This is a genomic window from Enterobacter cloacae complex sp. IR5459 (genome assembly GCF_049238005.1).
Taxonomy (GTDB): Bacteria; Pseudomonadota; Gammaproteobacteria; order Enterobacterales; family Enterobacteriaceae; genus Enterobacter; species Enterobacter hormaechei_C.
This window is the reverse complement of record NZ_JBMKIG010000014.1, coordinates 1-24,271: the sequence shown is the minus strand read 5'-3', so window position 1 is coordinate 24,271 and position 24,271 is coordinate 1. Positions and strand designations below refer to the sequence as shown.

Annotated in this window: 29 protein-coding genes; 21 read left to right on the top strand and 8 right to left on the bottom strand. The window is 53.2% G+C overall.

Going from position 1 to position 24,271, the window contains the following annotated elements; translation table 11 throughout:
* Nucleotides 1–132: 132 nt before the first annotated feature.
* Nucleotides 133–906 carry a hypothetical protein gene (locus ACOTX4_RS22110; protein WP_285934781.1) on the bottom strand — a complete coding sequence of 258 codons (774 nt, stop codon included), beginning with the start codon at nt 904–906 and terminating at the stop codon, nt 133–135.
* A gap of 12 nt (nt 907–918) precedes the next feature.
* Complete coding sequence (locus ACOTX4_RS22105) at nt 919–1,419, bottom strand: HEPN family nuclease (RefSeq protein WP_064672522.1); 501 nt, start codon at nt 1,417–1,419, stop codon at nt 919–921.
* A gap of 273 nt (nt 1,420–1,692) precedes the next feature.
* Here ACOTX4_RS22105 and ACOTX4_RS22100 point away from each other — a divergent pair, with 273 nt between their 5' ends.
* From ACOTX4_RS22100 to ACOTX4_RS22085, 4 genes are all read left to right on the top strand, one after another.
* The gene (locus ACOTX4_RS22100) at nt 1,693–1,953 is read left to right on the top strand and encodes a hypothetical protein (RefSeq protein ID WP_285934782.1); all 261 of its coding nucleotides are present in this window, start codon (nt 1,693–1,695) and stop codon (nt 1,951–1,953) included.
* Between the two features lie 374 nt (nt 1,954–2,327).
* The gene (locus ACOTX4_RS22095; protein ID WP_285934783.1) at nt 2,328–3,170 is read left to right on the top strand and encodes a hypothetical protein; all 843 of its coding nucleotides are present in this window, start codon (nt 2,328–2,330) and stop codon (nt 3,168–3,170) included.
* A complete protein-coding gene (locus tag ACOTX4_RS22090) occupies nt 3,167–3,847 on the top strand; it encodes a DUF6884 domain-containing protein (RefSeq protein ID WP_285934784.1) in 681 nt (226 codons plus the stop codon). The genes ACOTX4_RS22095 and ACOTX4_RS22090 overlap by 4 nt, the downstream gene beginning before the upstream one ends.
* 77 nt (nt 3,848–3,924) lie before the next feature.
* The gene (locus tag ACOTX4_RS22085; protein WP_421635428.1) at nt 3,925–4,341 is read left to right on the top strand and encodes a thermonuclease family protein; all 417 of its coding nucleotides are present in this window, start codon (nt 3,925–3,927) and stop codon (nt 4,339–4,341) included.
* Here the strand turns inward: ACOTX4_RS22085 and ACOTX4_RS22080 are convergent.
* Nucleotides 4,308–4,979: an SOS response-associated peptidase family protein gene (locus ACOTX4_RS22080; RefSeq protein WP_155026695.1), complete on the bottom strand. Its 672-nt coding sequence runs from the start codon at nt 4,977–4,979 to the stop codon at nt 4,308–4,310. The genes ACOTX4_RS22085 and ACOTX4_RS22080 overlap by 34 nt on opposite strands.
* A gap of 155 nt (nt 4,980–5,134) precedes the next feature.
* Between ACOTX4_RS22080 and ACOTX4_RS22075 the strand changes: the two genes are divergently transcribed.
* On the top strand, nt 5,135–5,464 hold the full coding sequence (locus ACOTX4_RS22075; RefSeq protein ID WP_155026696.1) for a hypothetical protein: 330 nt from the start codon (nt 5,135–5,137) through the stop codon (nt 5,462–5,464).
* Here ACOTX4_RS22075 and ACOTX4_RS22070 read toward each other — a convergent pair.
* The 5 genes from ACOTX4_RS22070 to ACOTX4_RS22050 all read right to left on the bottom strand — a co-directional run bounded on the left by ACOTX4_RS22070 (nt 5,439) and on the right by ACOTX4_RS22050 (nt 9,937).
* Nucleotides 5,439–6,242 carry a DUF4225 domain-containing protein gene (locus ACOTX4_RS22070; protein ID WP_285934786.1) on the bottom strand — a complete coding sequence of 268 codons (804 nt, stop codon included), beginning with the start codon at nt 6,240–6,242 and terminating at the stop codon, nt 5,439–5,441. The two genes, ACOTX4_RS22075 and ACOTX4_RS22070, sit on opposite strands and share 26 nt — an antisense overlap.
* Before the next feature lie 10 nt (nt 6,243–6,252).
* Nucleotides 6,253–6,912, bottom strand: coding sequence for a DUF6710 family protein (locus tag ACOTX4_RS22065; RefSeq protein ID WP_249039640.1), 660 nt, complete (start codon nt 6,910–6,912; stop codon nt 6,253–6,255).
* On the bottom strand, nt 6,860–7,483 hold the full coding sequence (locus tag ACOTX4_RS22060; protein ID WP_155026698.1) for a hypothetical protein: 624 nt from the start codon (nt 7,481–7,483) through the stop codon (nt 6,860–6,862). Before ACOTX4_RS22060 ends, ACOTX4_RS22065 begins: the two co-directional genes overlap by 53 nt.
* A 1,084-nt stretch (nt 7,484–8,567) precedes the next feature.
* Entirely contained in the window at nt 8,568–9,434 is an 867-nt protein-coding gene (repA, locus tag ACOTX4_RS22055) for an incFII family plasmid replication initiator RepA (protein WP_285934787.1), read from the bottom strand.
* A 302-nt stretch (nt 9,435–9,736) separates the two neighbouring features.
* Nucleotides 9,737–9,937: a type II toxin-antitoxin system Phd/YefM family antitoxin gene (locus tag ACOTX4_RS22050; RefSeq protein ID WP_072021765.1), complete on the bottom strand. Its 201-nt coding sequence runs from the start codon at nt 9,935–9,937 to the stop codon at nt 9,737–9,739.
* A gap of 582 nt (nt 9,938–10,519) precedes the next feature.
* On the opposite strand from ACOTX4_RS22050, the gene ACOTX4_RS22045 reads away from it, so the two are divergent.
* From ACOTX4_RS22045 to pilV, 16 genes are all read left to right on the top strand, one after another.
* On the top strand, nt 10,520–10,780 hold the full coding sequence (locus ACOTX4_RS22045; RefSeq protein WP_032650430.1) for a hypothetical protein: 261 nt from the start codon (nt 10,520–10,522) through the stop codon (nt 10,778–10,780).
* A 287-nt stretch (nt 10,781–11,067) separates the two neighbouring features.
* A complete protein-coding gene (locus ACOTX4_RS22040) occupies nt 11,068–11,577 on the top strand; it encodes a transcription termination/antitermination NusG family protein (protein ID WP_032623570.1) in 510 nt (169 codons plus the stop codon).
* 234 nt (nt 11,578–11,811) lie between these two features.
* A complete protein-coding gene (locus tag ACOTX4_RS22035; protein ID WP_047345397.1) occupies nt 11,812–12,483 on the top strand; it encodes a hypothetical protein in 672 nt (223 codons plus the stop codon).
* 21 nt (nt 12,484–12,504) lie between these two features.
* On the top strand, nt 12,505–13,131 hold the full coding sequence (locus tag ACOTX4_RS22030; RefSeq protein WP_022650067.1) for a hypothetical protein: 627 nt from the start codon (nt 12,505–12,507) through the stop codon (nt 13,129–13,131).
* Nucleotides 13,132–13,203: 72 nt separating this feature from the next.
* Nucleotides 13,204–13,710 (top strand): hypothetical protein, encoded by a 507-nt coding sequence (locus ACOTX4_RS22025; protein ID WP_137042070.1) that lies wholly within the window; start codon nt 13,204–13,206, stop codon nt 13,708–13,710.
* A gap of 15 nt (nt 13,711–13,725) precedes the next feature.
* Nucleotides 13,726–14,823 (top strand): toxin co-regulated pilus biosynthesis Q family protein, encoded by a 1,098-nt coding sequence (locus ACOTX4_RS22020; RefSeq protein ID WP_137042069.1) that lies wholly within the window; start codon nt 13,726–13,728, stop codon nt 14,821–14,823.
* A complete protein-coding gene (gene pilM / locus ACOTX4_RS22015) occupies nt 14,823–15,260 on the top strand; it encodes a type IV pilus biogenesis protein PilM (protein WP_022649971.1) in 438 nt (145 codons plus the stop codon). The genes ACOTX4_RS22020 and pilM overlap by 1 nt, the downstream gene beginning before the upstream one ends.
* A 14-nt stretch (nt 15,261–15,274) precedes the next feature.
* A complete protein-coding gene (locus ACOTX4_RS22010) occupies nt 15,275–16,951 on the top strand; it encodes a PilN family type IVB pilus formation outer membrane protein (protein WP_137042068.1) in 1,677 nt (558 codons plus the stop codon).
* 1 nt (nt 16,952) lies between these two features.
* Nucleotides 16,953–18,257 (top strand): type 4b pilus protein PilO2, encoded by a 1,305-nt coding sequence (pilO2, locus tag ACOTX4_RS22005; RefSeq protein WP_137042067.1) that lies wholly within the window; start codon nt 16,953–16,955, stop codon nt 18,255–18,257.
* Nucleotides 18,241–18,756, top strand: a complete 516-nt coding sequence (gene pilP, locus ACOTX4_RS22000) for a type IV pilus biogenesis protein PilP (RefSeq protein ID WP_080298886.1) — start codon at nt 18,241–18,243, stop codon at nt 18,754–18,756. Before pilO2 ends, pilP begins: the two co-directional genes overlap by 17 nt.
* A 2-nt stretch (nt 18,757–18,758) precedes the next feature.
* A complete protein-coding gene (locus ACOTX4_RS21995) occupies nt 18,759–20,318 on the top strand; it encodes a GspE/PulE family protein (protein ID WP_095427093.1) in 1,560 nt (519 codons plus the stop codon).
* Nucleotides 20,311–21,405: a type II secretion system F family protein gene (locus ACOTX4_RS21990; protein ID WP_095427094.1), complete on the top strand. Its 1,095-nt coding sequence runs from the start codon at nt 20,311–20,313 to the stop codon at nt 21,403–21,405. The genes ACOTX4_RS21995 and ACOTX4_RS21990 overlap by 8 nt, the downstream gene beginning before the upstream one ends.
* 13 nt (nt 21,406–21,418) lie before the next feature.
* On the top strand, nt 21,419–22,033 hold the full coding sequence (locus tag ACOTX4_RS21985) for a type 4 pilus major pilin (RefSeq protein WP_137042066.1): 615 nt from the start codon (nt 21,419–21,421) through the stop codon (nt 22,031–22,033).
* A 9-nt stretch (nt 22,034–22,042) separates the two neighbouring features.
* On the top strand, nt 22,043–22,600 hold the full coding sequence (locus ACOTX4_RS21980; protein ID WP_170965318.1) for a lytic transglycosylase domain-containing protein: 558 nt from the start codon (nt 22,043–22,045) through the stop codon (nt 22,598–22,600).
* 104 nt (nt 22,601–22,704) lie between these two features.
* Entirely contained in the window at nt 22,705–23,259 is a 555-nt protein-coding gene (locus ACOTX4_RS21975) for a prepilin peptidase (protein ID WP_170965317.1), read from the top strand.
* Nucleotides 23,256–24,271: shufflon system plasmid conjugative transfer pilus tip adhesin PilV (pilV, locus tag ACOTX4_RS21970; RefSeq protein WP_332942219.1), on the top strand; the 1,016-nt coding region annotated here is incomplete at its 3' end. The genes ACOTX4_RS21975 and pilV, both read left to right, overlap by 4 nt.

Here is a 24,271-nt window from a genome sequence, read left to right as displayed (position 1 = left end):
CGGCATAATCCGGGTCAATGTAAAACCTTTCTGCAGCCAGCTGCAAGTGATCCGCTTAAGGCTTTAATGACCTCAATACTGGGTTCACGGCAATGAACAAACGGGCCGGATCACAGACCCGTTTTTTAGGGATTACATCTGCCCGGGCTGCAGAAACTCGATTCTGGCAATGGCCGACCTCGACACAGATTTCCCGTCACAGTCTATGCCGAAAGTTGCGTTTCCGTCCGGCGGGAGGTCACGGACTGATGTATAGGCATATGACAGAGCCGTTTCAAGAACCCCTTTTTCATAAACAATATCCGCCTCGAACCAGACAATACAGGGATGAAGCACGCTCAGATAATGCGGTGTAAGATCGTGGCCGTATTTCTTCTGGTAGGCCTTACAGACATCCTCTACCAGCTCCGGCAGCCAGAGGTAATCATGCAGTCCATTTTCACTGGCGTTAAAATGTAATTCCCGGACTAAATGGCCAAAAGGCCCCCAGTGGATTTTATCGCCGGTTCTGAGCTGAAACATCTCATCCGGGACGCCCCCCGGAACATCCCATTCCTTCAGGTGTGTACGGACCATCTCATTCGGGGCCAGGTCGAGCAGCATTTTCATGGCGAGGGATTCTGACTGATTTAGCGCCAGTAACCCCGCCGGAAAAGTATTATCGGCGAAAGTCCGGGTGCCATGAAACCACAGAGCCCGGGTGAATGGTCCCGGTTCGCCCAGTTCCGCACAGACGTACTCTCTCAGATACTGAGGTGCATCAACCAACTGGCGAGGATTAAGCTCGTAGATACTTTCAAGATCGAACGAAAGCAGCACTTTTTTCAGCTTTTCAGGGGGACAGGCAAACCCGGCAGATAATGTATGCAACGCCTGAGTTCGTGAGGAGCAATCGAGAATCAACATGGTGTAAATCCCTTACAAATCCAATATGTTAACAGCGGGGGCTCGACGGCGGGCCATATTGTCGAGCAGCAGGGTCGCATAATATTTCAGAAAGGGTAAAAGCTCCGGAGCGCTGAAGCTGGCGTAGACTTCTCCATCTCCCTGAGATTCCCTGAAAACAATCCAGTCTACAAGGTGTGCATCGCTGGCTGACTCTACCTGGACGCAGAAATGAGCAACTGAATTCCGCATCTTATGGATCAACTCCCGCAGGTTCATTTCCGGTCCGGGCAGCTGTGACTCATGTAATCCCATTTCAGCTTTAAGTTGCCGCGTTAAACGGTCGGCAGGCAGGAAAGAAAGCGCCCTCTCTTTCGGTAACACGATAAGACCCAGAAGGCAATTCAGGGTCAACGTGTAGTTGTACTGCTCCCTGAAGGGTTTGCCCAGCACCTCAATCATTTCGTTATATTGATCGATAAGCGCAAGTGTTCGCTGAACAAAATCGGTCTCAAAATCTGAATAATTTCCCATTTAACCCTCCCGTTCCGGTTCGAGGATCCACTATATCATCCGGCCAGCCTGACGGCTCAGATACGGCATTTCCTACTAAGCCAGAAATCGGATCTGTGCGGCGGGAATCCATCAAGAGATATGATAATAAAGCAAATAGTATAAAATCATACTGAGTGTGATATTTATCATAAATCATGAAATCATACCTGATATGATATTTACTCGTTTAATAGAAAATCATTCAGGGTATGATTTTTCACTCAACCGACATTATCAGACGGAGCGTGCAGGATGGATCAGGAAATGACGTTTTCACTCAGCTATGAGCAGCTTTTGCAGGAAGCGGAAGCGCAGATTAAAAATTGCGATCTCCGCGAGGCTGGCCCTTACTACCTCCAGGAGCTGAACAAAGCCCGGGACTTCCTGGCTTTCTGGCACCGTCTGGCGCTGAAAGGGCAGACAGGAGCACCGGATGCCCGTTTCTATGACCGCATAGACGCAGACTGGGAGCGCCTGGACGCGCTTATCCGGAACGGGAACAACGCAGCATGACTACAGCCAACGCACGTCGTCCGTCACCGCTGCAGCGGCGGGTGCTGATTGTGCTGGCCGCCCTCGGTGCGAAACGTCCGGGACCGGTGGCCACACGGGATATTGAGCGGGTGCTGGAGCAGGGCGGGGACGCCCCGGTGTACGGGCCGAACCTGCGCGCCTCCTGCCGCCGGATGGAAGCCGCGGGCTGGCTGCGCACCCTGCGCGCCCCGAACCTGCAGCTGGCCGTGGAGCTGACGGAGGCCGGCCGGGCGCTGGCCGCCCCGCTTCTGGCTGACGAACAGGCGCGCGTCCTGGCGGAGCAGCGCGCGACAACGGTCCGGGTTCTGCCCCTGGTCCCGCCCGGCCAGGCCGGGGAGGCTGACGACCGGCCGGTGGAGCTGGACGGTCGCTGGCACCTGGCGTGCCGGGGGGACTACGTTATCCGCCTTGACGGCACCACCTGTCTCCAGCTGTGGAACACGGCCGGGCAGGTGACGCGTCTGACGGGCGATCCCCTTCAGGTGGCGCAGTGGCTCCAGGCCTGCCACGGGGCGGGGATTGCGGTCCGGGTGCAGGTTAATGAGAGCACCACGCCGGAGGCGGGCACGCTGAACGCTACCGCGCCGGCGGATCTGACCGGCACCTGGTACCGCCGGCTGGACGCCGCGCTGCAGGCGGAGGGGATCACCGGGCTGACTGAGGATATTCGCCTGGCCGTGGTCAGGCCTGAAGTATCCCTGCGGTCGCTGCCGGCACCGGCGCGCCTGCTGCACGTTCTGCGCGAAAGCCCGGAGGCGTTCCCGCTCACGGCTGCCAGGTATGAAGAAGACACGCAGGCCGCGCTGACTGACCTGCTGGCACGCGCGGGGTTCACCGGCGACCAGGCGCAGGAGCTGCTGTGGCACCGCATCCGCTGGCCGCAGATGAGTCAGGAAGAAGCTGACCGGCGCGAACTGAACAGCCTGCTGGACGAACTTGTACAGCGCCAGCTGTACTGCAACCGCGAACAGCTGACGGAGATTGTGTTTTCGCCGGTCCGTAAACCCGGCGAGCGCTGGACTGACCGTCTGCATTGGCTCCTGATGACGGACGGATTCGGGTTCCGGAGTCCGCTCTCCCGTGACGCAGGCGCCCGGGCGCTGGCGATCCTGGCCGCTTACACGGGGCAGGAGGTGGCGGACCATCTGGCCACGGTTATCGTCTGGAACGACGGCAGCGCGGGGATGCCGTCATGAACACAGGCAACGTCCATCTCATCGTCACCTGCACGCGCCGCAAAACCATAACAGCCGGTCAAACCATCTTTCCATATGAACACGACGCCGGAAATGCTTATGAAGTCTGGCTGGAAAGGCTGGCCAGGGCGCGGAACGACGGCGCTGCCATAACAGCCGGTGAACTGTATACGGGCCAGCACTGGAGCAGGGCTGCTGCGGCTGCAAAACGTACCGGCGCGGAGCTGTGGGTGATTTCAGCAGGTCTGGGGCTGCTGCACGTATCAGACCCGGTGGTCCCTTATGAGGCAACGTTCTCCTCGATGCCGTTCAGTCACAGCAGACTGTGGGAAAGCCTGACAGCTTGCCCGCCTGCTGAACGACGGTATGCTTCCCTGAGGACGCTGATGCAGGCGAGGCCTGACGATCGGTTTGTGGTGGCCGCCTCTCCGGTGTACCTGCGTGCCGTTGAAGCAGACCTGCTCGCGGGGAGGGACGCGTTACGTACGCCTGAACAGCTGCAGGTTGTCACCTCCAAAGGCTACCAGGGCGGCCTGAAGGACAGTGTCCGGTATACGAGCGCAGACATGATGAAAGAGCTGAATACCAACATGACCGGACTGAATGTCAGTTACGCCCTGCAGATCATTGGTAATGAAAAACTGAACAGCAGTACAGCAGGTGAGGTATATGCATGAGCCGGCAACTCAGTGCCATGCTCCTGTTCGTGGTGATCTTCCCGGCCAGCGCAGATATCAGCGGCCGGATCGTTCGAGTGCTGGACGGGGATACCGTTGAGGTTCTTGAAACGGGGAACCGCCTGACGCGCGTTCGTCTTGCCGGCATCGATGCGCCGGAAAAGAACCAGCCCTTTGGCCAGCGGTCCAAGCAGGAGCTCACATCAATGGTGGCGCAGCGTAACGTAACCATCACGGGTGAAGAAACGGATCGCTACGGGCGGCGGCTGGGCACCGTGTGGCTTGGCGCGACGGATGTGAATGCCGCGCAGATCCGCAAAGGGCTGGCCTGGGTATACCGGTACCACGGAAAACCGGCCCGGGCTGACTACGCTCAGCTGGAAGCCGAAGCCCGCCGGCAGGGTATCGGGCTCTGGTCAGTTCCGGGTCAGACAGAACCCTGGCGCTGGCGGAGCCATCATCAGGAGAGAGGTTCTGTCAGAGACGCTCCCTGATTCCGCACGTTGCCGACCGCCGGGGAAACCCGATGCCAGGTGAATGCCTCAGCAGGCACCGCCCCCTGTTTGGCTGTCCTGCCCGCCTCGTCACCACTGAGACTCTCGCGCAGCCAGTCCCGGGCGGCATCCGGCGTCAGCACCAGAGGACGACGATCGTGGATATCGAGAAGCCCTTTGTCCGCAGCTGCCGTGACAATAACAAACCCTTCCCCGTCATCCCTCAGCCCAAACGGCCGCGCACCAATGGCAGCCATGAACACGGGCTGACCGTCCCTGCGGTAAATAAAATACGGCTGTTTTTTGTTCCCCTGGCGCACCCACTCGTACCACCCGTCAGCAAACACAACGGCGCGTCCGCGTTCCCACAGCGGACGAAACATACGTCCCTCAGCTGCTGTTTCGGCACGGGCATTAATCAGGGGCGCTTTGTGCCACCACGGCGGGGAGTATCCCCACAGAACAGGATCGAGCTGCAGCTGGTCATTGCTTTCACTGAGCAACAGCACCCGGGTCCCCGGCGCCACGTTGTAGCGTCCGACAGGCTCCGGTACGGCAGAAAACCTGGCATCAACCTCACCGGCCAGATAAGCCAGATATTCAGCCCGGGTCTGAGACTGAGAAAAACGTCCACACATAAGCGTTTCCTGCCGTTAAATGGTAAGTATAGGAAAAATGGGAAGCATGGATTGTTTAACGGCAACGGCACAACGATCCGGACAGGGGGGCAAAAGCAGGAAGGTACGGGACGTCTAAATAGTGTATTCTTTTTATCAGGTTAAAGGAGACGTGAATGACAGTGAAAAACCAGGAACTTATCGCGGCAGGATTCACCAGTAAGGATATCGAGCGAATCAAACGTCACCAGGCGACGGGGGACTCGCAGGAAAAGGTTCTGAAGGATCTGGCCGGCTATTTCCTGTCGGTAGCCTGGATCACCGGCGGGATGGCCATCATCACCCTGCTCACCGCGTTCTTTGGCAGCGCCAGCCATATTATCTCCTGCGTGGTTGCCGTCGTCTTTCTGCTGATTGTGCTGCTTCTGGTGATGCCGGTCAGACTTGGCTATAAATCATGGAAGCTGATGAGATCACATATCAGCGATTCCGGTCATCACGGGTAAGGAGTTCCAGTACCACCTTTGCACTGACCCCCCATCCCAGAACCTTCATCGTCAGTTTGCCCGGAGACATGGTTTCCACCTTGCGGTAATAGTCTCCGGGAAGATAACGGAAAAGACGCCAGGCCTCAGCTTTCCCGGTCAGACCAAACACACCATAAACGCTGGCTGCAAGCGTGGTTGCATTAAAGATCCCCAGGCCGACATCGCGGCTGAAGCCCATAAACTCCGCTACGGACATGGCGCCGTCCGCAATGATCCCTTCTGAAGCAGGTTCATTCAGGAACTGACGGGCTGCCTCCCGTGATACTGTATTAAGGGCATCACCGACCAGAACGGCACCGGCAAGCATACCAGCAGGCGTCATCGTTGCGATCATCACACCGCCAAACACAGCCTGAACGCCGGCGAGAACGACCTTAATTCCGGATATGAAGTATCCGACAATTTTATTCTGCTCTGTTACATACTGAATTTCAGCGTAGATCCGGGCATAACCGGTTTTCAGCATGCGCGACTGTTCAAGCAGGAACTCATTCTCAGCCCTGAGGTTCTTCAGGCAGGCAATGCATTCTTCATCGCTCCTTGCTCTTCTCGCCGCGTCAAACTGTTGCATGACAACCTGTCTTATTTCATCCACGAATTTCAGACGGGTCAGTGAATCACTGAGGTGCATGGCCGCGACGGTATTTGCGGTATTCACAAGCTTACGGGCTTCCAGATTGATCATTGTATCAACCCACTGACGCCGGCTCTGCCCGGGAAAAAGCGCGATATCCATTACATATTCCTTATTTGTCGTCAGGACAAGAAGCCATTAGCCGGCCTGTCTCAAATATTGCAGCTGCGCGCCAGGACTTCACGTCTTCAGTTTTCTTACCGTCAACATACCAGTGGAGCCCGTCGGTATTTATTCGCTCAAAAAGAAAAGACATATCCCACACGTGTTCAGGGATTAACGTTCCTTCCCCCGCCAGAATACCGGCCGTGATGGAGTGATTACCTCCCCGAACAAAACCAATGCGCCAGGGCAGCCAGAGTTCAACATAATGATTAGTACGATCCTGCTGCCATACTCTTCCTTTTGCCGTACCAATCCGGGACACATTATCGATATAACGGGAAAGACTCCACGGCCAGGGAAGAACCATATCACTGGCCAGAGAAAGCGGGTAATCTTCTGGATTAACTTCTCCCGCCTTCATACGGCTATAGTCCTGAACCTCTGTGATGGCATTAAAGAAAAATGCCCCGGGTGTCAAATCCGGACGGGCATCGGTTCCTTCTTCTGCCACCGCGAGCAGGAAATCACTCTGCAAAGGGCGGACCATAGCGCGAATCAAATCCGGCAAAGCCTGGACCGGAAGCGAAGACGCAACCGACAGCAGATGTTCAAAGTTATTCTTGGCCGTGGTGAGCCTGCTGTACTTCCTGTTCCCTTTCCAGAACACAATTCTTCTCCCGGTATTCACTCAGCCAGCTATGCCAGTCGTCAGATCCGTATTCGATTTTGTCAATAATAGCCACTGCACTGGTATCAAATATCACGGTAGTTGTACCGTGAAGATAGCTGTCCGTAAATATACCTTCCCAGTCATAAACGCCCTGGATACCACAATTCAGGTACAGGCGGATCATTTCATCTGAATCCACATGCCTGTTACCCACATAAAACATACGCCCTTTGTAAGTGCTGTAATGAGGCTCACGCAGGGCATGCCAGTCCCGGCCTTTACTGAGTTGGCTACTGATGCTGACAGGAAGTCCATCTCTCAGACGTGCCGCGATATCGGGCTGCTCTGCGAGCGGCAGCCGGTGATTAGCGATAATCGCCCCGGAGTTCAGTTCACACCGGCAAACAAGTGGCTGTCCGGGATTTCTGTTTTTGAATAACGCATGATTACTGGCTCCTTTAAAATTATCCGTAAACCAGCAGGCATCGATGTTTCCGGACTCACCTGTTCCCTTGTAGGCCACATCAAACTTATCAAAACGCTGTCTGGTTCCGTGAAAAAGCTGCATTACTGGCACCTTCAGTCAGACCTTATTGAGTCGGAGGATCTAAGTAGCAGTATGCCGCCTGGCTACATGGAGGCGCCAGCGAATGTTAACTATGAAAATGAAGGCCAGTAGCGCAGTCGTCCGACAAAGCCGGTAACGCAGCTACCAGATTCTGGTGTGAGAATGCCGAGCAGCGCGCAGGCATTCAATAAATGCGCCGAAGGCGCATGAAGGCGCCCTCTGTCGCTGAATATTGCTCCTGCGTAAATGGCGCCGTAACCCGGCGAAGCCGGTTACATTATTGATAGGTCCCACCAATCCATCACTTCCCCCTGTTAAGCCATAACCCGCTTTCAGCGTTCACAGAATTTGATGTGCGCCGTCGGAGTGGTCACGACAAGGCGTAGCCGCAGTCGGGGCGTATCTCCGCGTTAGCGGGCCGTCAGGACCGCTTACGGGCGTGTTACACAGAACTTGGCAGCAGAATGCATTTAAGCGACTCAGATCCTAGTTACAACATCCATTATTAAAAGCGATGTCTTCCGGCCCTTCGGGCCGGGTGGCTGCGCTTTTCAGTGGTGGGTCTATATGTGGAGCTGAGGATACAGGAGATCGATGGTTGACCATTGGCACTTTGTAACGTACTGCACCCTGCCCGCCATTTTTGGCGGGTGCTACCTCCAGGCGCAGAGCGCCTGAACCGAACCGGCGCGGACATAGTCCGCTGCAAGGGCGGGCATTTTCAGGAGCCTGTCCACAGGTCAGGCGACGAACAGGTTATATATTTATATGAATGAAATAAAAGATATTTAAAAGAAGTACAGAGCAGGTTTTTAAAGGAAACCACGCACTTTGAAATCAGGTCGGCTGGCGCTCTGTAAGCATAACGGTTGTAACCTTATGGAAAGGTCCCTTGCAGTTATTTGTGGGTAACTAAATCTGGCGACCAGATGTGGACTCTCTGATGCAATTTCTGGCCATTCTGATGGCGAGATGGGGTGAATGTCAGGAAGGACGGCCGTCATTTCGTGCAGAAAACCGTCAGCCGGGAGCTGCAGACGTGCGAAACCCTCCGGCGCCAGCCGGATTTTTCACACAGGAAGGGTTATATGGGGACGGTGGCCAGCCGCGTGTAGTTGTTGCCACGCGACATCAGCATGCGCTCTTTCACGCGGCGCTCCAGCTCCCGCTTCATGGCATCAAGACCACCGGTGAATCGCCCGCTGGCGTATTCCCGCGTCAGCTGTTGCTTCACCAGGGTCACAATGTCCTTACGGGTTCTGTCCGAGTCACGACGTGCACGGGCGCGTTTTAGGCCATGCTGTTTACGTTCGGACTGATAGCTGCGGAACCGTTCGCGCACAAACCGCCAGGACTTCGCTATCAGCTCGTCCATCTCCAGCGGCTTCAGGTTCTGCTTTTTGCGCTGCTGATTTTCCCATTCAACGCGGCTGCGACGTGCAGCCACAACAGCCACGTCAGAGACGTCGAGCGCAGAGAACAGTGCCGGCGTGAAGGTGATATCGGTCGGGATGTTGCAGCCTATCTGCGGGTCATACTCGGTCTGGTAGGTAATCAGCCCCAGCTCCGCCATAAACTTCAGCGCCCGCGTGGCACGGGTGATGGACAGATTGCCGTTTTTTGACTCGGTGGCCAGACCGCACTCGATGGCCAGATTGGTGATGGAGCGCTGTACACGATTGGCCAGCGGGTCATGATGGAAACACATCCCCTGGAGCAGGGCATCGATGGCCCGGCGGCGCAACAGTGGCGGCATCCGGTGACGTTTACCCAGCGAGCGTAAGAACGCCACATGGATGGAAAAGTCAAAACGGGACGTGAAGCCTTCGGCTTTCGCCATCAGCTTACGACAGAACGGCAGTGTCTTTTTCCCCTCGCGCGGCGTGAATACCGGATTCGGGTTTTTGACCTGACGGTAAAGTGTAGTGGTTTCATATTTCTGCTTACTCACCACTTCCTGCGCTTATGTTGCACAGAAGGAGTAAGCACGGAATCTCTTGTCTTTTTTCGCGCACGGGTTATACTCCCATACAGAAGCAACAACTTCTGTATGTTTCAAAGCAACCCCGTTAATCTTCTCGTCCGGCCAAGGTGAAGAGATTCTCGGGGTTTTGTTTTATCTGGAGTTTGATATTTACTACCCCAGATCCTGCCAACTTATGGCTTGGCTACCAATCATACCTGAACTCAATCGTCGGGACTCTAACACTAAGATCCCAAACGATCAATTTAAAGAAATCCAAGAGCTAACCATTAACCATGTGCCTGAGAATCTTGGGATTCCAGAGCTTTTTTCATCTTCTCAAAAAGCTCTAGTGGCACACAGTAGAACACTGGTTTGTTGTAGCTCAAAATCGCCAGAGCCTCGCCAGCAGTCGATGTCACAAGTTTTTCTGGATTAGCCTTAAGCTCAGAAACACCTGCAACACGGTTACAAAGAATCGTTCGCGACATTGAGAGCCCTCACAACAAGATAGCTAACTAATGCGACTCAGTATAGAACCACAATTAGACTTTAGAAAGTCTTATTATCGTTGATCTTTAAACGATCTGTGATCTAAAACAAACTTAAAACCACCGTCTTGACTGAACGTTAGTTCCTGAGTAGCCTGTAATAGTTGGAATAGATGTCCAACCGGGCGTGGAAACCCGACTTTACGTGTACAAAAAACACGCGCTTGCGTGTTTTTTATTGCCTGTCGCCGTTTGTATCTCAATGGTGGCTCAGGTGGGGCAACCGTCAAGGTTGGCCGGGTACACGTAACCGGTATTTCCACCCCTGCCTGGGCTACCACCAGAAGCGTGGAAACTTCGAGGTAGCTTTCGATACTATCTACGTGGAGGCTGAAACGATGGCCACATTTGCTACCTGCCTAGCATTTTTCACATCAATCCAATCACCCAAAGCTGTTCCAGACGTGAACAGATCCACAAAACCTATTCTCAATGCAGGGCTTTACCCTTTCGTAAAAAGATTAAAGAAACTGCCTGTTCTACCGTCAACTCCTATTCACTTATGTTAAATAGGAGACAGGTATGTTACAAAATATTATGCAAAATCAAGCAGTTGAAATGGTACACAAACATTTTCAACCACTTTCGAGAAAGCAACTTGAAATCTGTCTCCTTCATACATTTGGAGTAGCCAAAAGTATTATTGCCAGTAATTATAATATTACTGTTGAGGCGGTTAAGCAGAATATAAAAAGAAGCGTGCAGAAACTCGAACTGGATAATAGTGATGCACTGAGGGTTGCTTTACTCTCTACAATATTTGTAATAATGCTCAATAAATAATCATCAAATGTACCCTAACGGGTACATTTTTTAAGATTCATCTCATTTTACTTTACAACAAATAAAAAAATTAAGATCATTAAACTGAGTTTTATAAGTTGATCCGGCCTAGTATAACTTTGAAACTCATGACAAGAGCATCCTGAGCCATGAAGGCGTTCGAACTACAGCATGCAAACTTAAGTGTTTGTTAGTAAGACTGTTTAGCCTTCATGGTTGAGTATGTTCGACCCCATTGAACTTGAATTATCCTTTCATGGATCAATTCTGCGCGAAGCGTTCAAAAAATGAATATTGAGACTGTATGTAACCAACAATGGTATCTTGCTCTCTATATTACCGGGGGCAAAAACCGCGAGAACTTATTCGACTGGCTACACGACAGGAGAATAACACCCTGGACACCTTTATCCTTAACGCAAATACGGCGTGCGGATGCCCCGCATGTTTTCAGAAAAAGGATCTCGGCCGTTTTCCCAGGATATTTCTTCCTTAAGGCAGATTTTGAATCACAGAAAATAGATATGATTCGGGCGCACTCTGCATTCTGCGACTTTGTAAAATTCGGCAGTAAAATTGCCCCTGTGAATACAAGGGTAGTCGAAGCGTTAATGAAGAAATACCCCGACCCGACTCATCACCCTGCGGCAAGAGCTGAACTCGAAGCGGCATCAGATATCTGGCTGACAAAAAGCCAATACAAACGCCTTACCCAGTTAGATAAAACGGATCATCCCATATCCCGGACTGCAATGCTGTTCGATATGATCACCCATGCTGATGCGTGGGGATTTTAAAATGTACTTAACCGAGCCTCTAAAGCTGGTCCAAACCAGTTTTACACCATCCCTTTAGTTTCCCCCGTTCACGGGGGCTTTTTTTCACCGTTTTCCGGCAATGACGTCTGGGCTGGCCCTGCCCAATGAACACCCTCTGTTCCTGTAGCCAGCCTGCTTTCAGGCTTCTTTCATTCTGGCGGAATGAAGGTACAGACGTCATTGCCAGAAACCGGAACCAGAGAGAGACAAACCATGCAGTCCACCCAGGAACAGGTCAGCCATCTCTTGTGGTGCATTCTCGTAGCCTTACGTACGGCAGTCGAAAACCATCACATAACCTCAGAGCGTGGCAAACGTAGATTCATCGCAGAATGGCTAAGCGGAGCACGAAGAATACCAACATTCAAAGGGATGGGTAGCGAGTTTATGACTATCCGGCAGTTGCTCGAAAACGAACGAAATCGTCCCATTGATGACGTCCTGACTGCGCTCTGGACCAACGCTGTTTCAACCGGGAACTGTGATCTGTTTCGTTTTCGGGCAGTTCTTAATTCACTTCTCGGCCTTGGCTGGAAGCACTGCCTTTGCCCCTGGCCTGAGCAGGTTGTAACTGAAATCATGGAACGCCAGCGAAATCGTAAGAACCACATCCTACAGTTCACCCGTATGGAAGAAGCATTTACCGCGACAGGCTCAATGACTTCCCCCGTCACGCTTCAACTCCTCCTGAAAAAAAATGAAGATGATGAGGTAGAAAAGTCTTTCTATCTCGATCGTTTCTCTGTTGTCCGTGGCCGCGATATCTCACTACCCAAAGCCACTCTTCGCACACTCTATATCGGACATCACACACTGCCGGAGTCAGCATGGGGTGCCCGTGAAGGCGTCCGCTACGGAGATGTATGGCGCCCTGACCTTCATTAATCTTTTTGCCGAGGCTTAATCATGAAAACGCATACATTGGGCGTGCTATGTTCCCTGCTGGCGTTATATGGCTGCAACGGAGCTACTACTTCAAACCAGGCTCATCACCGTAATGAAATCGGGCAGTATCAGAAAAACGAAACTGCATACATTCCTGTCAGAGCCAGTATTTACGAGCTTTCCACTCCCGTAACGCCTGAACTAAAGGAATTGCTTGAACAGCCAGGTGCAAAAATATCTTTAAGACCGGTCAGCGCTTCACTGGGAGACGAACTCACGGAACTGGTCGCTAAAGGGGACGTCAGGCTGCTCTACGATATGTCAGGAGTCACAACCAACAACAAGGCATTACTTTTCTCTGTTTCAAATTACTCCGCTCAACAACACGCAACGACAGGGGAGAAGAAGAAAGAAAATGTCGTGGATGATCTCTCATTAGTGATAACGCCGGCTCTTTCCGCAGACTCTGCATTAATGCAGATGACCGTAGAGCTTTCCCGGACCACTGGCAGCTCAAAAAATGAATATTCCCGTTACGCTATCAACTTCCGACAACTTCTCAGATTAAAAGGTGGACAGAAGCTCAGTGTTGCTCTTCCCCTCAATGACGAAACGAACCGCCTCATTATCATCTCTCAAAAAACATAACCGTCCCGACTCGTCACTTCCTGCTCCCTTTCATACCTGTATTTCACTAACAACTAACTCCGGAGTAAAAACATGAAACATATTACCCTTGCCGTATTGCCGCTTATCCTGAGCGCCTGCTCGTCCTCACAGCCCGATCAGCGTATTGACATTACTCACGGCAAACCAGCCTCTGTCCAAAAAGTGATTTCTCTCAGGATGGATGCGCCGCTCAGCCAACCTGTTACTTTCGACAACTCAGACAGCGTACGCTATGTAAATTCGGTCACTACGGAAGATGGGAAAATCGTCAGTAAGGAATACCGCACTCTCTCTTATGGAACCACGGTCAGGGCTGTCGTCAGCGATGCAGGGGATGACAAACAACTCGTTTCACTGGCGGTACGACACGCCTGCCATCCCGAATTATCAAAACTCCCAGCTGGCTCAGCCGAGGAAGGGATAGACCAGCCCTCGCAAAATTACATAACTCAACAGCAAAAAATTCTGATAGCGCGCGGAGACGATGTTCTGATCAGCGGTACCGGTTTTGACGCGAACTGTGCTTTTCCACGTATTACCGTTCACCCCACCGAATAACCCCCGGGGATCATCATGAATAAACTTGCCCTGCCCCTGTTAATACCGTCGCTGTTAAGCAGTTGCGCGGGATTTAATAACCGTAACATCGCTCCTGACACACCTGCGCTCGTGTTTGTCGACGGCCAGATCAGCGATAGTGCCGATATCATTACACAGACACAGCGGCGAATTGCGCCTCCGGCGGCCACTCCCGTTCCTGTACGCCAGCCGACATCTGTAGCGGTAACATCGCAGACCTCCCCGCTGCCGCAACCAACAATGATGGCCTCCTCCGCAAAACAAGCCAGCTCAGTGAGCCCCATCATGAATCCGGCGCTGCCGGCACTCACGTTTACAGGCACACCAGGTCCCGTTGCCGTTCTGTCATTATCACCGGTGCGTAACCTCACTTTCGAACAGTGGGTCAGGCGCATCATTCCGACTGGATGGACGCTGAACTATGAGAATGCCCTGCGACCTGTACTGAATACCCGTATCGTCTCGGTCGATACCAATGACCAGTGGACCAGGGTGCTCAACCGTCTGCTGACAGAGCAATCCATCCAGGGTCAGCTGGACTGGGATCGTCATACCGTCACATTGCAGCGAAAGGGGCAAACCGCTCAGATGACCGTCCCTGCACTGTCCACTGGAAACCTCCCTGCTCCGCCACAGGCGTCTGGCGCGCCGAGAAATCCGTTCAGCGGACCGGAGGTGACCCAACCCATACCGCCGGCAGCGGTTAAAACCAGCACATCCTCTGTAACAACAAAACCGGTGAAGGCACCAACAGCGGTAGTTAAAGCACAACCAGCCACCGGGGAACCAGTCGCACCTGTGGTTCAGGGTAAAACCTGGCTGGCGCCATCGGGAACGACTCTTCGGGAAATGTTGATGAAATGGGCGCAGGATACCCGCTGTGAATCAGGCGCATCATCGCACTGGACGGTTATCTGGCCAGTATCCGTGACGGATTATCGGCTTGACGCACCACTGACCTTCCGCGGCTCATTTGAAACCATGCTCGGTCAGATGTTCGACCTTTACCGCTCAGCACAGAAACCGCTTTATGCTGAAGCTTCCCGCATGCAGTGCGTGGTATCTGTCACAGACACTCCGGCAGGTCGGTGATGGGCTGGGTCATACTGGCAATCAGCATGATATTTTTTCTGATTGTCGGTGATATAGATTCGCAACAAAATCAGACCAGCCGGACTGCAATACAGACGCAGAGCGGCCAGCTTTATGCCTCCCAGATCCTGACTATCGCCAACCGCGTTAACGACTGGCGTTACAAAACTGGCCAAACGAACGGCACAGTTCCAGTTGACCAGCTGGGTCTTCCCTTTACTCCCGACGCCCGGATCCAGTACCGGTTACTTCAGAGTAGATTGTGGGTCTGGATGCCGGAACAAGCTGGACTCGTTGATGCCCTACGGGCACAGAGTCGAGGTTCGGCACTCATCGGCACCATGAGAAGCGGCCAGTTAATCTGGCTTTCCGGTCTGGCCACCGGGCTCACGGCTCCACAGGGCGTTCCTGAAGGCGCTGTGGTTTACCTCAACTAATCCGGATTTCCCCCATGAAGAAAACCCTTTTGCGACGCCTGCTGATGGCGTCCTGCTTTGCCATGCTCGCAGGTTGTACCTTCTCTGAAATCAACAAAATGCAGACTAAGGCACAATCTGACGCCACGGTAGCCCGCGCACAGGCACAGCTCCCGCGAACACAACATCAACAACCACTGACCTGGACGGAGCGTCAGTGGATTAATCCGAGTCCTATCCCGGTCGCCGTTCGTGAACGGAACCACCAGGCTCCGTCATGTAATATCACCCAGGCAAAAAATACAATTACGCTACAGGAACTGGCACAACGCATCACCGCGCTGTGTGGAACCCCCGTTATTTTTACTCCTGACGCCCTTGATATCAGCCAGAGCAGCGTCAGTACCGGCGTCACACGCCAGATGAGTGGCACACTACCACCACCTGATGACAGCGGTCGGACGCCACTGGCCAGTCTGGGGGTCGTAAATTCTTTGCCGACTGGAGGAACCAGCCAGCCCCTGAACCTTACCGGACTGATGTGGCAGGGAGACCTGGGCGGACTTCTGGATCTGATGGCCAGCCGTAGCGGTCTCTACTGGCGAATGGATAATGGAACTATCGTGTTCTATCTGATGGAAACCCGGACCTATTCACTGGCCATGCTGAACACTAAAACGTCCAGCACGTCGAGCGTCAGCTCAGGGACGACCAGCAGTATGGGAGCCACCAGTGGTACAGATAACTCCGCCTCCGGCGAATCCACAACCTCCCAGAGCACAACCACGGGGCAGGAATACGATTTGTATGCTGATCTGCGAAAAGCTGTGGAGTCGATGCTGACCCCGAACAAAGGTCGCTACTGGCTGTCCTCCTCCAGCTCCTCACTGATTGTGACGGACACGCCGTCAGTACAGGCCGCTGTGGCCCGTTATGTGAACGAGCAAAATCTCATCATGAACAGGCAGGTAGCCCTGAATGTTGAAGTCCTGAGCGTCGGTAATTCACGAAACGAAGATTTCCGGATTGACTGGAACCTGGTGTACAAGTCTCTGCACTCTGCTGGCGCCACGCTTAACAACGCGACAGGGGATCTCACTGGCGGTATTTCTGCCGGCGCGTCCATTCTTGATACCGCTACTGGTAATGCCGCGAAGTTTGCTGGCTCCAGCCTTCTGCTGAAAGCGTTGTCAGAACAGGGCGATGTCAGCGTCGTCACTTCTCAGTCCAGTACCGTGACTAACCTGACGCCCGTGCCTATTCAGATGGCAGATCAGACGGTCTATGTAGCGCAGTCGGCTACAACGACAACCACCGATGTCGGCGCCACTACAACGCTGACTCCTGGGATGATCACCACCGGTTTCAACATGACCCTGTTACCGTTGATTCAGGAAACAGGTAACGTTCAGCTACAGGTAAACTTCAACCTGTCAGATCCACCGACCATCCGTAACTTCACGTCAAAAGACGGGAACTCTTACATCGAGATGCCATATACCAAACTGCGCTCTCTGAGCCAGAAGGCAAATCTCCGGGCCGGGCAATCGCTGATCCTTACTGGTTTTGATCAGAACAATACCTCCGTCAATAAATCCGGCACCTTTACGCCAGGGAACCCGCTCCTGGGCGGAAGTCAGTCAGGTAAAAACGAACGGACCACCCTGGTCATCGTGATCACACCGACATTCCCGCAAAGTTCCGGAGGCTGAAATGAAGGATGAGGATTACCTGTTTACAATCCGGGATGGAAAATCCCGCAGCCGTTACTGGCTGGCGGGGATGGACTGGGCGCCAACGGAAAAACAGAAATTTCGGCTGCCGTCATTTCAACTAATAAAATCACGTTCCGGAAGAACAGACGGCGTTGGCGTCCACACCTCAACCGGACAATTCAATACACGGGAAAAAGGGCAATCAGTCGCAGGGAGTGGCAGATTGCCCGTCCGTTATCGACGTCACCAGCTCTTTTCGCTGGCACTCGCGTTCTGTGCCAGCACACGAAATGGATACGGCATTTATCGGCTGAGTAGTACCGACTTCGTGTTTCTGGCCAGTATTAATGGTGTGCCTGCCGTCACTGCCGATAAAACAGGGAGTGCGGACAAAATGCAGGAGCTGCTGACACTGTTCCTGAGCATGAACGAACCGCCCCCAGAAGGCTGGGACTGTCTGGCATCAGTGGAAACCCCCCTTGATGCTAACAGTCTCTTTGCCGGACTATCTGCACGCAGGCGACAGCAATGCCGTGTGCATGTAGATGGGCTCCAGAGACAGCGCTGGTTACTGGCTTGCGCGATACTGCTGCTCGGCTCAGGCGCCATTGCCTGGTGGCAGACGACCACACCACCGGAGGAACCGGTACTCACCGCTGAAGAAATACAGGCCAGGGCGCGCGCAATGTTCGCCAGTCAGGCAAAACCTAAGGTTTTGCCTCATCCCTGGGCACGCGAGGTAACAGCCCAGGCTCTGATCGAGGATTGTCAGAGAAAGACCGATCCGGCGCTACATGTTCTGGGGAGCTGGAAACTGGCATCCGGGACCTGCTCTCCTGACGGGATAACCCTTTTGTACCAGATTATGCCCGGTGGCACAGTTGAAGGGTTTCTCGCTCGCAGTCAGGAGGTCTTCGGTGTCACGCCATTATTCAATCTCAAGGAGGGGGGGCGGGAAGCCCGAATTTCATTACCGCCCCCGGACAGACCACTCAGAGATGAAGCAGTGCCTGACAGTTCATTGCAGCTCATCCGCATCCTCTCCTGGTTCCAGCGTCAGCAAATCACACTCAACATCACCGATGTAGCCATGCCTCCAGTCCTGCCGGGGTCGAACGGAGAACCGCCTCCTGTGCAGGACTGGCAGGAATACGCGTTTAGTTTTTCCGCGCCCCTCCCCGCCATCATCTTATTCGACGGTCTGGATGAAACTGGTATCCGACTTACCCGTTTAACATTCGAGCTGAACGGAAGTGCGTTCAGCTATACCACTGAAGGTAAAATTTATGCGTCAGCAAAGTAAATTTCTTCGGCAGGCGACACTCTGGCTCCTGCTGTCAATATTCGGGCCTTTACCCGTTCAGGCCTCTCAGTCAACGAACCAACAGGTATCACAGCCAGCAGGGAATCTGACACCCGGTGTGACAAAAGGGCAGCTTGAACAGTTGCATATACGAAACGTTATTCTTCAGGCAGAAGTTCAGGGGGCGCAACTGCAGCGCCAGCTTGAGGAAAATCAATCCAGCGCCAGCACTCCTGCCACCGCTCTTCCCGGTGCCTCCTTCGGCGATACTTCACTGCCCGGTCAGCCTGCACGCCCGGTTACCATGAATAATCGCCCTGTCGTTCTTGAGATTAACGGCCGCGATAAAAACCTCCGCGCCACACTGCAACTCCAATCAGGACAGTCATTGGTTGTATCGCCGGGAAGCCGTATTCCAGGGATGGAGAGCACAGTCAAGAGCATTACGCTAGCCGGCGTCACACTCAGCGATGGCACACTGCTTGCCTTTGGGGACTAACCATGAGCGCTATTACTGCAGAATCTCTTCTGCTGTTTGATGACGGTGACAGGAAAGAAATCCTCATCGATACCAACCAGCGAGGCGTCCCAAGTGTACAGGCCGCGCTGATGGACTTAATGAACAAACACCCGGGGATCAAACATCGGTTTGTCACTCTCTCAGACTTACGAGAGGCACGGAAAAAGCAGGAAGCTCAACCGCAGGCCAGCGCCAAGACAGGATTAACTCTGGCAGACCTGGATGGAGACAGCAGCCAAAGTGAGCAACGGATCCTGAACTATTTTTCAGTGGCCAAAAAGCTCGGTTCCTCAGATATTCACTTTCTGATTTCTGATTCGCTCTTCCAGGTCAAAATGCGTGTCCACGGCTATTTACATGTGGTGGATGAACGTCGGCGGGAGGAAGGAATGTCCCTCTGTGCCACCTGTATTCTCTCGATGTCGGATGTGTCAGAAACCAGCTTCTACCCACACCGGGAACAGGATGCACGACTCTCCCCGGCCATGATGCGTAAAATAGGACTGTTTGGTGCCCGCTACAGTCACCGTCCAACTGGCGATGGGCTGATTGCGGTTATGCGACTTATTCCGGATGACGGTAACAACGTACCTGACTTCCTGCAACTGGGTTATCTACCCGAACAAATCAAGCTGCTTAAACGCATGATTGACCGACCTGAAGGGAAGATCATCCTCTCGGGACCAACTGGTTCCGGTAAATCCACCACACTCCGTACCGCCTGCCGTGTATATCTGGATACCAACCCCGGGCAACACCTTCTGACCATCGAAGACCCACTTGAGGGGCAGGTCGTGGGAGCAGTTCAGACACCGATCATCTGCGACAAATCAGATGAGGAAGCAGTACGTATCGCCTGGGGAAAAGCTATCTCGTCAGCGCTGCGACTGGATCCGGACGCCATTATGGAGGGTGAAATGCGTGATCTTGTCTCGATGCTGGCCACCATTTATGCAGCCCAGACCGGGCACCTGGTGATGACCACCCTGCACACAAACTCAGCACTTGGCATCCCGGAGCGTATGGTTACGCTCGGTGTTAACGAAAATCTGTTGTGTGATGCCCAACTTTTAATCGGGCTAATCAGTCAGCGTCTGGTACCCACGCTATGTCCGGAATGTCGTATATCCTGGCAGGATAAGGTCAACACCTTAAGTGAGGAGGAAAAGAACTGGCTGGAGAAATACTGCAATATTGAAGGCGTCTGTTCAACCGACAGGCTCTATTTCCATAACCCGGCCGGGTGTGAAGCCTGCACACAGGTGGTGGAGATCAACGGCCAGGTGCGTGGCAAAGTCGGTCAGGGTATCAGGGGACGTACTGTCATTGCCGAGGTTATTGAGACCAATAACCGTCTTTTTAAACTGCTGAAAACTGACGGCAAGGTCGCAGCTCGCCAGTTCTGGATAAACAACATGCAGGGGATCAGCCGTGTCCGGCACGTCCTTCATAAAATCAACGACGGACTGGTCGACCCGCTGATGGCCAACCGGATCATTCCACTCGATGAAGATGAACGTCTGGAGGTGGATGATGCGTGAAATGCATTTCCTGAAACGACTCCGCTATACCCTGGTTCGTAAAACGTTCAGCGGACAGTACCGAGTTCAGTTCTATGAAGCGCTGCGGTTTCTGATTGAAAACCGACAGAAACTAAAGCCTTCTCTGGAGAAAATGCGCAATGCCTGGACGAACTTCGGACAGAAGTGGCATCCCTACGTTGAGCTGACGGACGACTGCATTGATGCGTTAAGGGAAAACAGCGGGGATAAAACGCTTGAGCGTACACTCACCCGATGGCTACCTGCCGCAGAAGCTTCCGTTATAAGCGCCGGCATACGCAGTGAGTCACTTCCACGCTCACTAAGATACGCCTGTGCCCTGACACACGCGGGTAAGCGTATTCGTGCAGCTGTATGGCAGATGGCCATCTATCCGATTGGCTTTGCCATCATGTTGTCCAGTTCCATCTATGTACTGAATACCGAGCTACTTGCCACGCTGACAGAAATCAGCCCGCCAGAGAGCTGGACCGGGGCACTAGGGTTTCTTTACGGGATCTCAGTGTTTTTCGGTGAGTATGGTGTGATAACCGGCGTCGTGGCCACCGCGTTAATTATCTGGACGGTCTGGTCCCTCCCGCGCTGGCATCGCCCTGACAGGCTTCGTCGTGTATTCGACGGGCTGATGCCATGGTCGGTTTATAAGGATATTCAGGGCGCGACCTTCCTGTTGAACATTGGTGCACTGCTACAGTCCGGCGTAAGAACCAAAGACGCGCTGGAGATCCTGCAGGAAACTGCATCCCCCTGGCTTGCAGTCCGAATCGACGCAATTACCGAACACGTACGTGAAGGTAAACATTTCGGACTGGCCCTGAAGGACTGCGGTTACGATTTCCCGTCGCAGGAAGCGGCCAACTTCCTCTCCCTTCTCCAGGGGGATGGAGACGATGAAATCATCATCAACTACGGTCAGCGCTGGCTTGAGCAAACCCTGGAGCGCGTAGCAAAACGTGCTGTCGTTGTCCGCGGATTCATGTTCCTGTCAATGATCATGATGCTTCTGCTTCTGGTCTTTGTCGTTATGGATATCAATGCCCTTAGCAACTCGTCGGGCTCTTTTTAAATGAGGAAAAACCATGCAATTTAATTCTGAACAAACTTCTCAGCTATACAAACCAACCAAGACGGTTACGCACCCCCGCGGCTGGGGCTACCTGGAGCAGGGCAGTCTTGCTCTAATCGTGCTGGCCGTCATCGGGTTCGTGCTTGCGGGATACTTCGCCCTCAAAAATAACGTCAACGTAGGTAAGGAGTCGTCGAACATTCAGTCGCTCATCACAAGCACCCAAAACATGATGAAAGGAGGAGATGGATACACATTCACTTCCGGTGCCAAAATGATGGGCTCGCTTATCCAGATGAAACTTCAGCCTAAAAGTATGACTGTACGTGGTACCCCCTCTTCCGGGACTGCCACGCTTTATAATGGATGGGGTGGAGCCGTGACACTGTCACCTGTCACAGTCTCCGGGTTCTCAAATGGGTTCTCTTTGACCTACGAAATGGTTCCTCAGGGTGCCTGCGTCTCGCTAGTCACACAACTCAGTCGCGCCAAAATTGCTGATGCGATCACCGTCAACTCCACGGCGCACAGTGATGGGGTCGTGACAACTGAAGAAGCCAGCGCGCAATGCACAGCTGACAATGGCAGCACAGGTACCAACAAGCTGATCTTCACGATGAACAGCTAAGGAGACAACATGCGGAGAGAACGCATTCTCTCCTGCCACCTGTTAATGACGCTGCTCATTCTGTCCTTTTCCTCCGGCCCATTGATGGCCAGCACGAACTCCCCGCCTGCGACTTTTGATGCCTGCTTTAACAATGCCGGTGCCCGATACCAGATCGAGCCACTGCTGCTTAAGGCTGTGGCCAAAGGGGAGTCCTCGTTCCGTCCATGGGTCACAAACACCAACCGGGATAAAAAGGGTAATCCGGTCAGCACGGACTATGGGTTGATGCAGATTAACTCAATCCATGTGCCGAAGCTCGTCCGGATGGGTGTCATCCAGGGGGCAGAAGACCTGCTGAAGCGCCCCTGTCTGAACATTCAGATAGGGGCGTGGATCCTGGCCAGCCACTTTCAGGTATGTGGTGTGACCTGGAATTGCCTCGGGTCTTACAACGCTGGATTCCGTAAGGATCGGCACGAAACTCGTGAGCAATATGCCAACCGTATCTGGGGGTTCTATCTGGAGCTGAAAGGTCTTCGAGTCTGTCGACAGGTGAAAGGAAAGCGAATATGCGAACCATCATAGTTACGAGTCTGACGACAGCATGGAGTCTGCCGTTACTACTGGGGTTCGCACTCATTGGCAGAGGCCTGATGTGCCGCGTGCTCGAATTTCTGGAGGAGCACCCGATGAACGTTAAGGAACAGAAAACAACCTTGACGGCAGGGATTTGGCTCTTCGCTACTTTCAGTATGATCGCCGCCCTTGCACCGGTTCCTGTTGCTGATCGGGCAGCTGCCATAGTGATGATGGCCTTCCTTCTTCAGGCCGGGAGCACAGACGCAGTCAGTGGATATCTGCCACGAACCTTCACAGTACGGCTTTTACTTGGAGGATTGCTCTGGGGAGCAGCATCAGACGTTTCAGTTGAAGGTATATCTACACAACTGGCGGAGATCGCAGCAACAGTCAGTCTGATGGCGCTACTGAGTGTCCTGGTAAATCGGGGCACTCAGCGTCTGGGTCAGGGGGATTTATGGCTGATAACTGGCCTGACTGCCTGGATGGGGGGGAAAGATGCTGCACTGGTCACTCTGTTTGGAGCAGCAGCCTTTGTTCTCTGGCTGCTAACCTGGCATGTATCGGGGAAAAAAGAGGGACCGCTGGGACCCTGGCTTTGTCTTAGCGGGAGTATTTTCCAGCTCACTCTTCTGTATCAACCTGTATGGATATCGATTCTATGAAAAAGCATGATCGTGGCTGGGCAAATCTTGATGTCGCTCTGTCGCTCCTGGTTGTGATGGCAATGGCCGTCTTTGGACTCACTAAATACAAGGACTGGCAACAGGAGAAAAACTGGCAGGTTGAAGCAGCCCATATCAGTACCTACGCAGCAGCTGCGCGTGGCTACGTCGGGCGAAACTATGCCACACTGTTAAGTGCAACCAGCACTACTGCGCCGACAGTGATCACCACAGCCATGCTTAAAAATACCGGTTTTCTGCCGTCCGGTTTTACCGAAACAAACAGCCAGGGTCAGCGTATGAACACGTACCTGGTCAGAAACGGGCAGAACACGGAATTGTTGCAGGGAATGGTGGTATCAAGCGGTGGCAGTGTATATCCGGCCAAAGCATTGAGGCTGATATCGCGGGATATCAAAACCGGATTCGGAGGATACATCGATGACGGTAAAACTGCCACTGGTGCCTTGCGGACGTGGAAAATCCCGCTGAGTAGCTACGGAGCTACTTCAGGAAACGGGCATATCGTCGTGCTTCTCTCAACAGATGAGTTATCTGGTGCACAGGAGGATAACGACAGGTTGTACCGTTTTCAGGTTAATGGCCGCCCCGACCTGAATAAGATGCACACAGCCATCGATATGGGTGGAAATAACCTGAACAGCGTTGGCACCGTTAATGGTCAGACAGGAGCATTTAGTGGAAACGTAAGTGGTTCAAACGGAATATTCACCAGTAACGTCAGCGGAGCGAACGGTAATTTCACCCAAAATATTACAGCGGGAGCACAAGTAAAAGGAGCTACGGTACGTGCCGAAAGCGACATCAGCGCCGGACGAAATATTACGGCAACAAACGAGGTATCTGGTGCCACAGTCAAAGCGTCAGGCAACCTTTCGGCTGGCGGTGTTTTGCAGCTGGGTCAGGTCAACGTTGCAGGCATGGCCTGTTACCCTAACGGCCTGATAAGCCGTGATGCCAATGGCGGCGTACTTTCCTGTCAATCCGGTGC

Excerpts from the sequence above, each read along its gene's own strand:
- ACOTX4_RS22035 (WP_047345397.1), top strand. The coding sequence starts at position 11,812 with ATGCAGTCCACCCAGGAACAGGTCAGCCATCTCTTGTGGTGCATTCTC.
- ACOTX4_RS21990 (WP_095427094.1), top strand. The coding sequence starts at position 20,311 with ATGCGTGAAATGCATTTCCTGAAACGACTCCGCTATACCCTGGTTCGT.
- ACOTX4_RS22030 (WP_022650067.1), top strand. The coding sequence starts at position 12,505 with ATGAAAACGCATACATTGGGCGTGCTATGTTCCCTGCTGGCGTTATAT.
- ACOTX4_RS22045 (WP_032650430.1), top strand. The coding sequence starts at position 10,520 with ATGTTACAAAATATTATGCAAAATCAAGCAGTTGAAATGGTACACAAA.
- ACOTX4_RS22050 (WP_072021765.1), bottom strand. The coding sequence starts at position 9,937 with ATGTCGCGAACGATTCTTTGTAACCGTGTTGCAGGTGTTTCTGAGCTT.
- pilP (WP_080298886.1), top strand. The coding sequence starts at position 18,241 with ATGCGTCAGCAAAGTAAATTTCTTCGGCAGGCGACACTCTGGCTCCTG.
- pilO2 (WP_137042067.1), top strand. The coding sequence starts at position 16,953 with ATGAAGGATGAGGATTACCTGTTTACAATCCGGGATGGAAAATCCCGC.
- ACOTX4_RS21985 (WP_137042066.1), top strand. The coding sequence starts at position 21,419 with ATGCAATTTAATTCTGAACAAACTTCTCAGCTATACAAACCAACCAAG.
- ACOTX4_RS22060 (WP_155026698.1), bottom strand. The coding sequence starts at position 7,483 with ATGCAGCTTTTTCACGGAACCAGACAGCGTTTTGATAAGTTTGATGTG.
- ACOTX4_RS22075 (WP_155026696.1), top strand. The coding sequence starts at position 5,135 with ATGACAGTGAAAAACCAGGAACTTATCGCGGCAGGATTCACCAGTAAG.
- ACOTX4_RS22070 (WP_285934786.1), bottom strand. The coding sequence starts at position 6,242 with ATGGATATCGCGCTTTTTCCCGGGCAGAGCCGGCGTCAGTGGGTTGAT.
- pilM (WP_022649971.1), top strand. The coding sequence starts at position 14,823 with ATGGGCTGGGTCATACTGGCAATCAGCATGATATTTTTTCTGATTGTC.
- ACOTX4_RS22100 (WP_285934782.1), top strand. The coding sequence starts at position 1,693 with ATGGATCAGGAAATGACGTTTTCACTCAGCTATGAGCAGCTTTTGCAG.
- ACOTX4_RS22105 (WP_064672522.1), bottom strand. The coding sequence starts at position 1,419 with ATGGGAAATTATTCAGATTTTGAGACCGATTTTGTTCAGCGAACACTT.
- ACOTX4_RS22025 (WP_137042070.1), top strand. The coding sequence starts at position 13,204 with ATGAAACATATTACCCTTGCCGTATTGCCGCTTATCCTGAGCGCCTGC.
- ACOTX4_RS22010 (WP_137042068.1), top strand. The coding sequence starts at position 15,275 with ATGAAGAAAACCCTTTTGCGACGCCTGCTGATGGCGTCCTGCTTTGCC.
- ACOTX4_RS22110 (WP_285934781.1), bottom strand. The coding sequence starts at position 906 with ATGTTGATTCTCGATTGCTCCTCACGAACTCAGGCGTTGCATACATTA.
- ACOTX4_RS22040 (WP_032623570.1), top strand. The coding sequence starts at position 11,068 with ATGAATATTGAGACTGTATGTAACCAACAATGGTATCTTGCTCTCTAT.
- ACOTX4_RS22090 (WP_285934784.1), top strand. The coding sequence starts at position 3,167 with ATGAACACAGGCAACGTCCATCTCATCGTCACCTGCACGCGCCGCAAA.
- ACOTX4_RS21975 (WP_170965317.1), top strand. The coding sequence starts at position 22,705 with ATGAACGTTAAGGAACAGAAAACAACCTTGACGGCAGGGATTTGGCTC.
- ACOTX4_RS21995 (WP_095427093.1), top strand. The coding sequence starts at position 18,759 with ATGAGCGCTATTACTGCAGAATCTCTTCTGCTGTTTGATGACGGTGAC.
- ACOTX4_RS21980 (WP_170965318.1), top strand. The coding sequence starts at position 22,043 with ATGCGGAGAGAACGCATTCTCTCCTGCCACCTGTTAATGACGCTGCTC.
- ACOTX4_RS22080 (WP_155026695.1), bottom strand. The coding sequence starts at position 4,979 with ATGTGTGGACGTTTTTCTCAGTCTCAGACCCGGGCTGAATATCTGGCT.
- ACOTX4_RS22020 (WP_137042069.1), top strand. The coding sequence starts at position 13,726 with ATGAATAAACTTGCCCTGCCCCTGTTAATACCGTCGCTGTTAAGCAGT.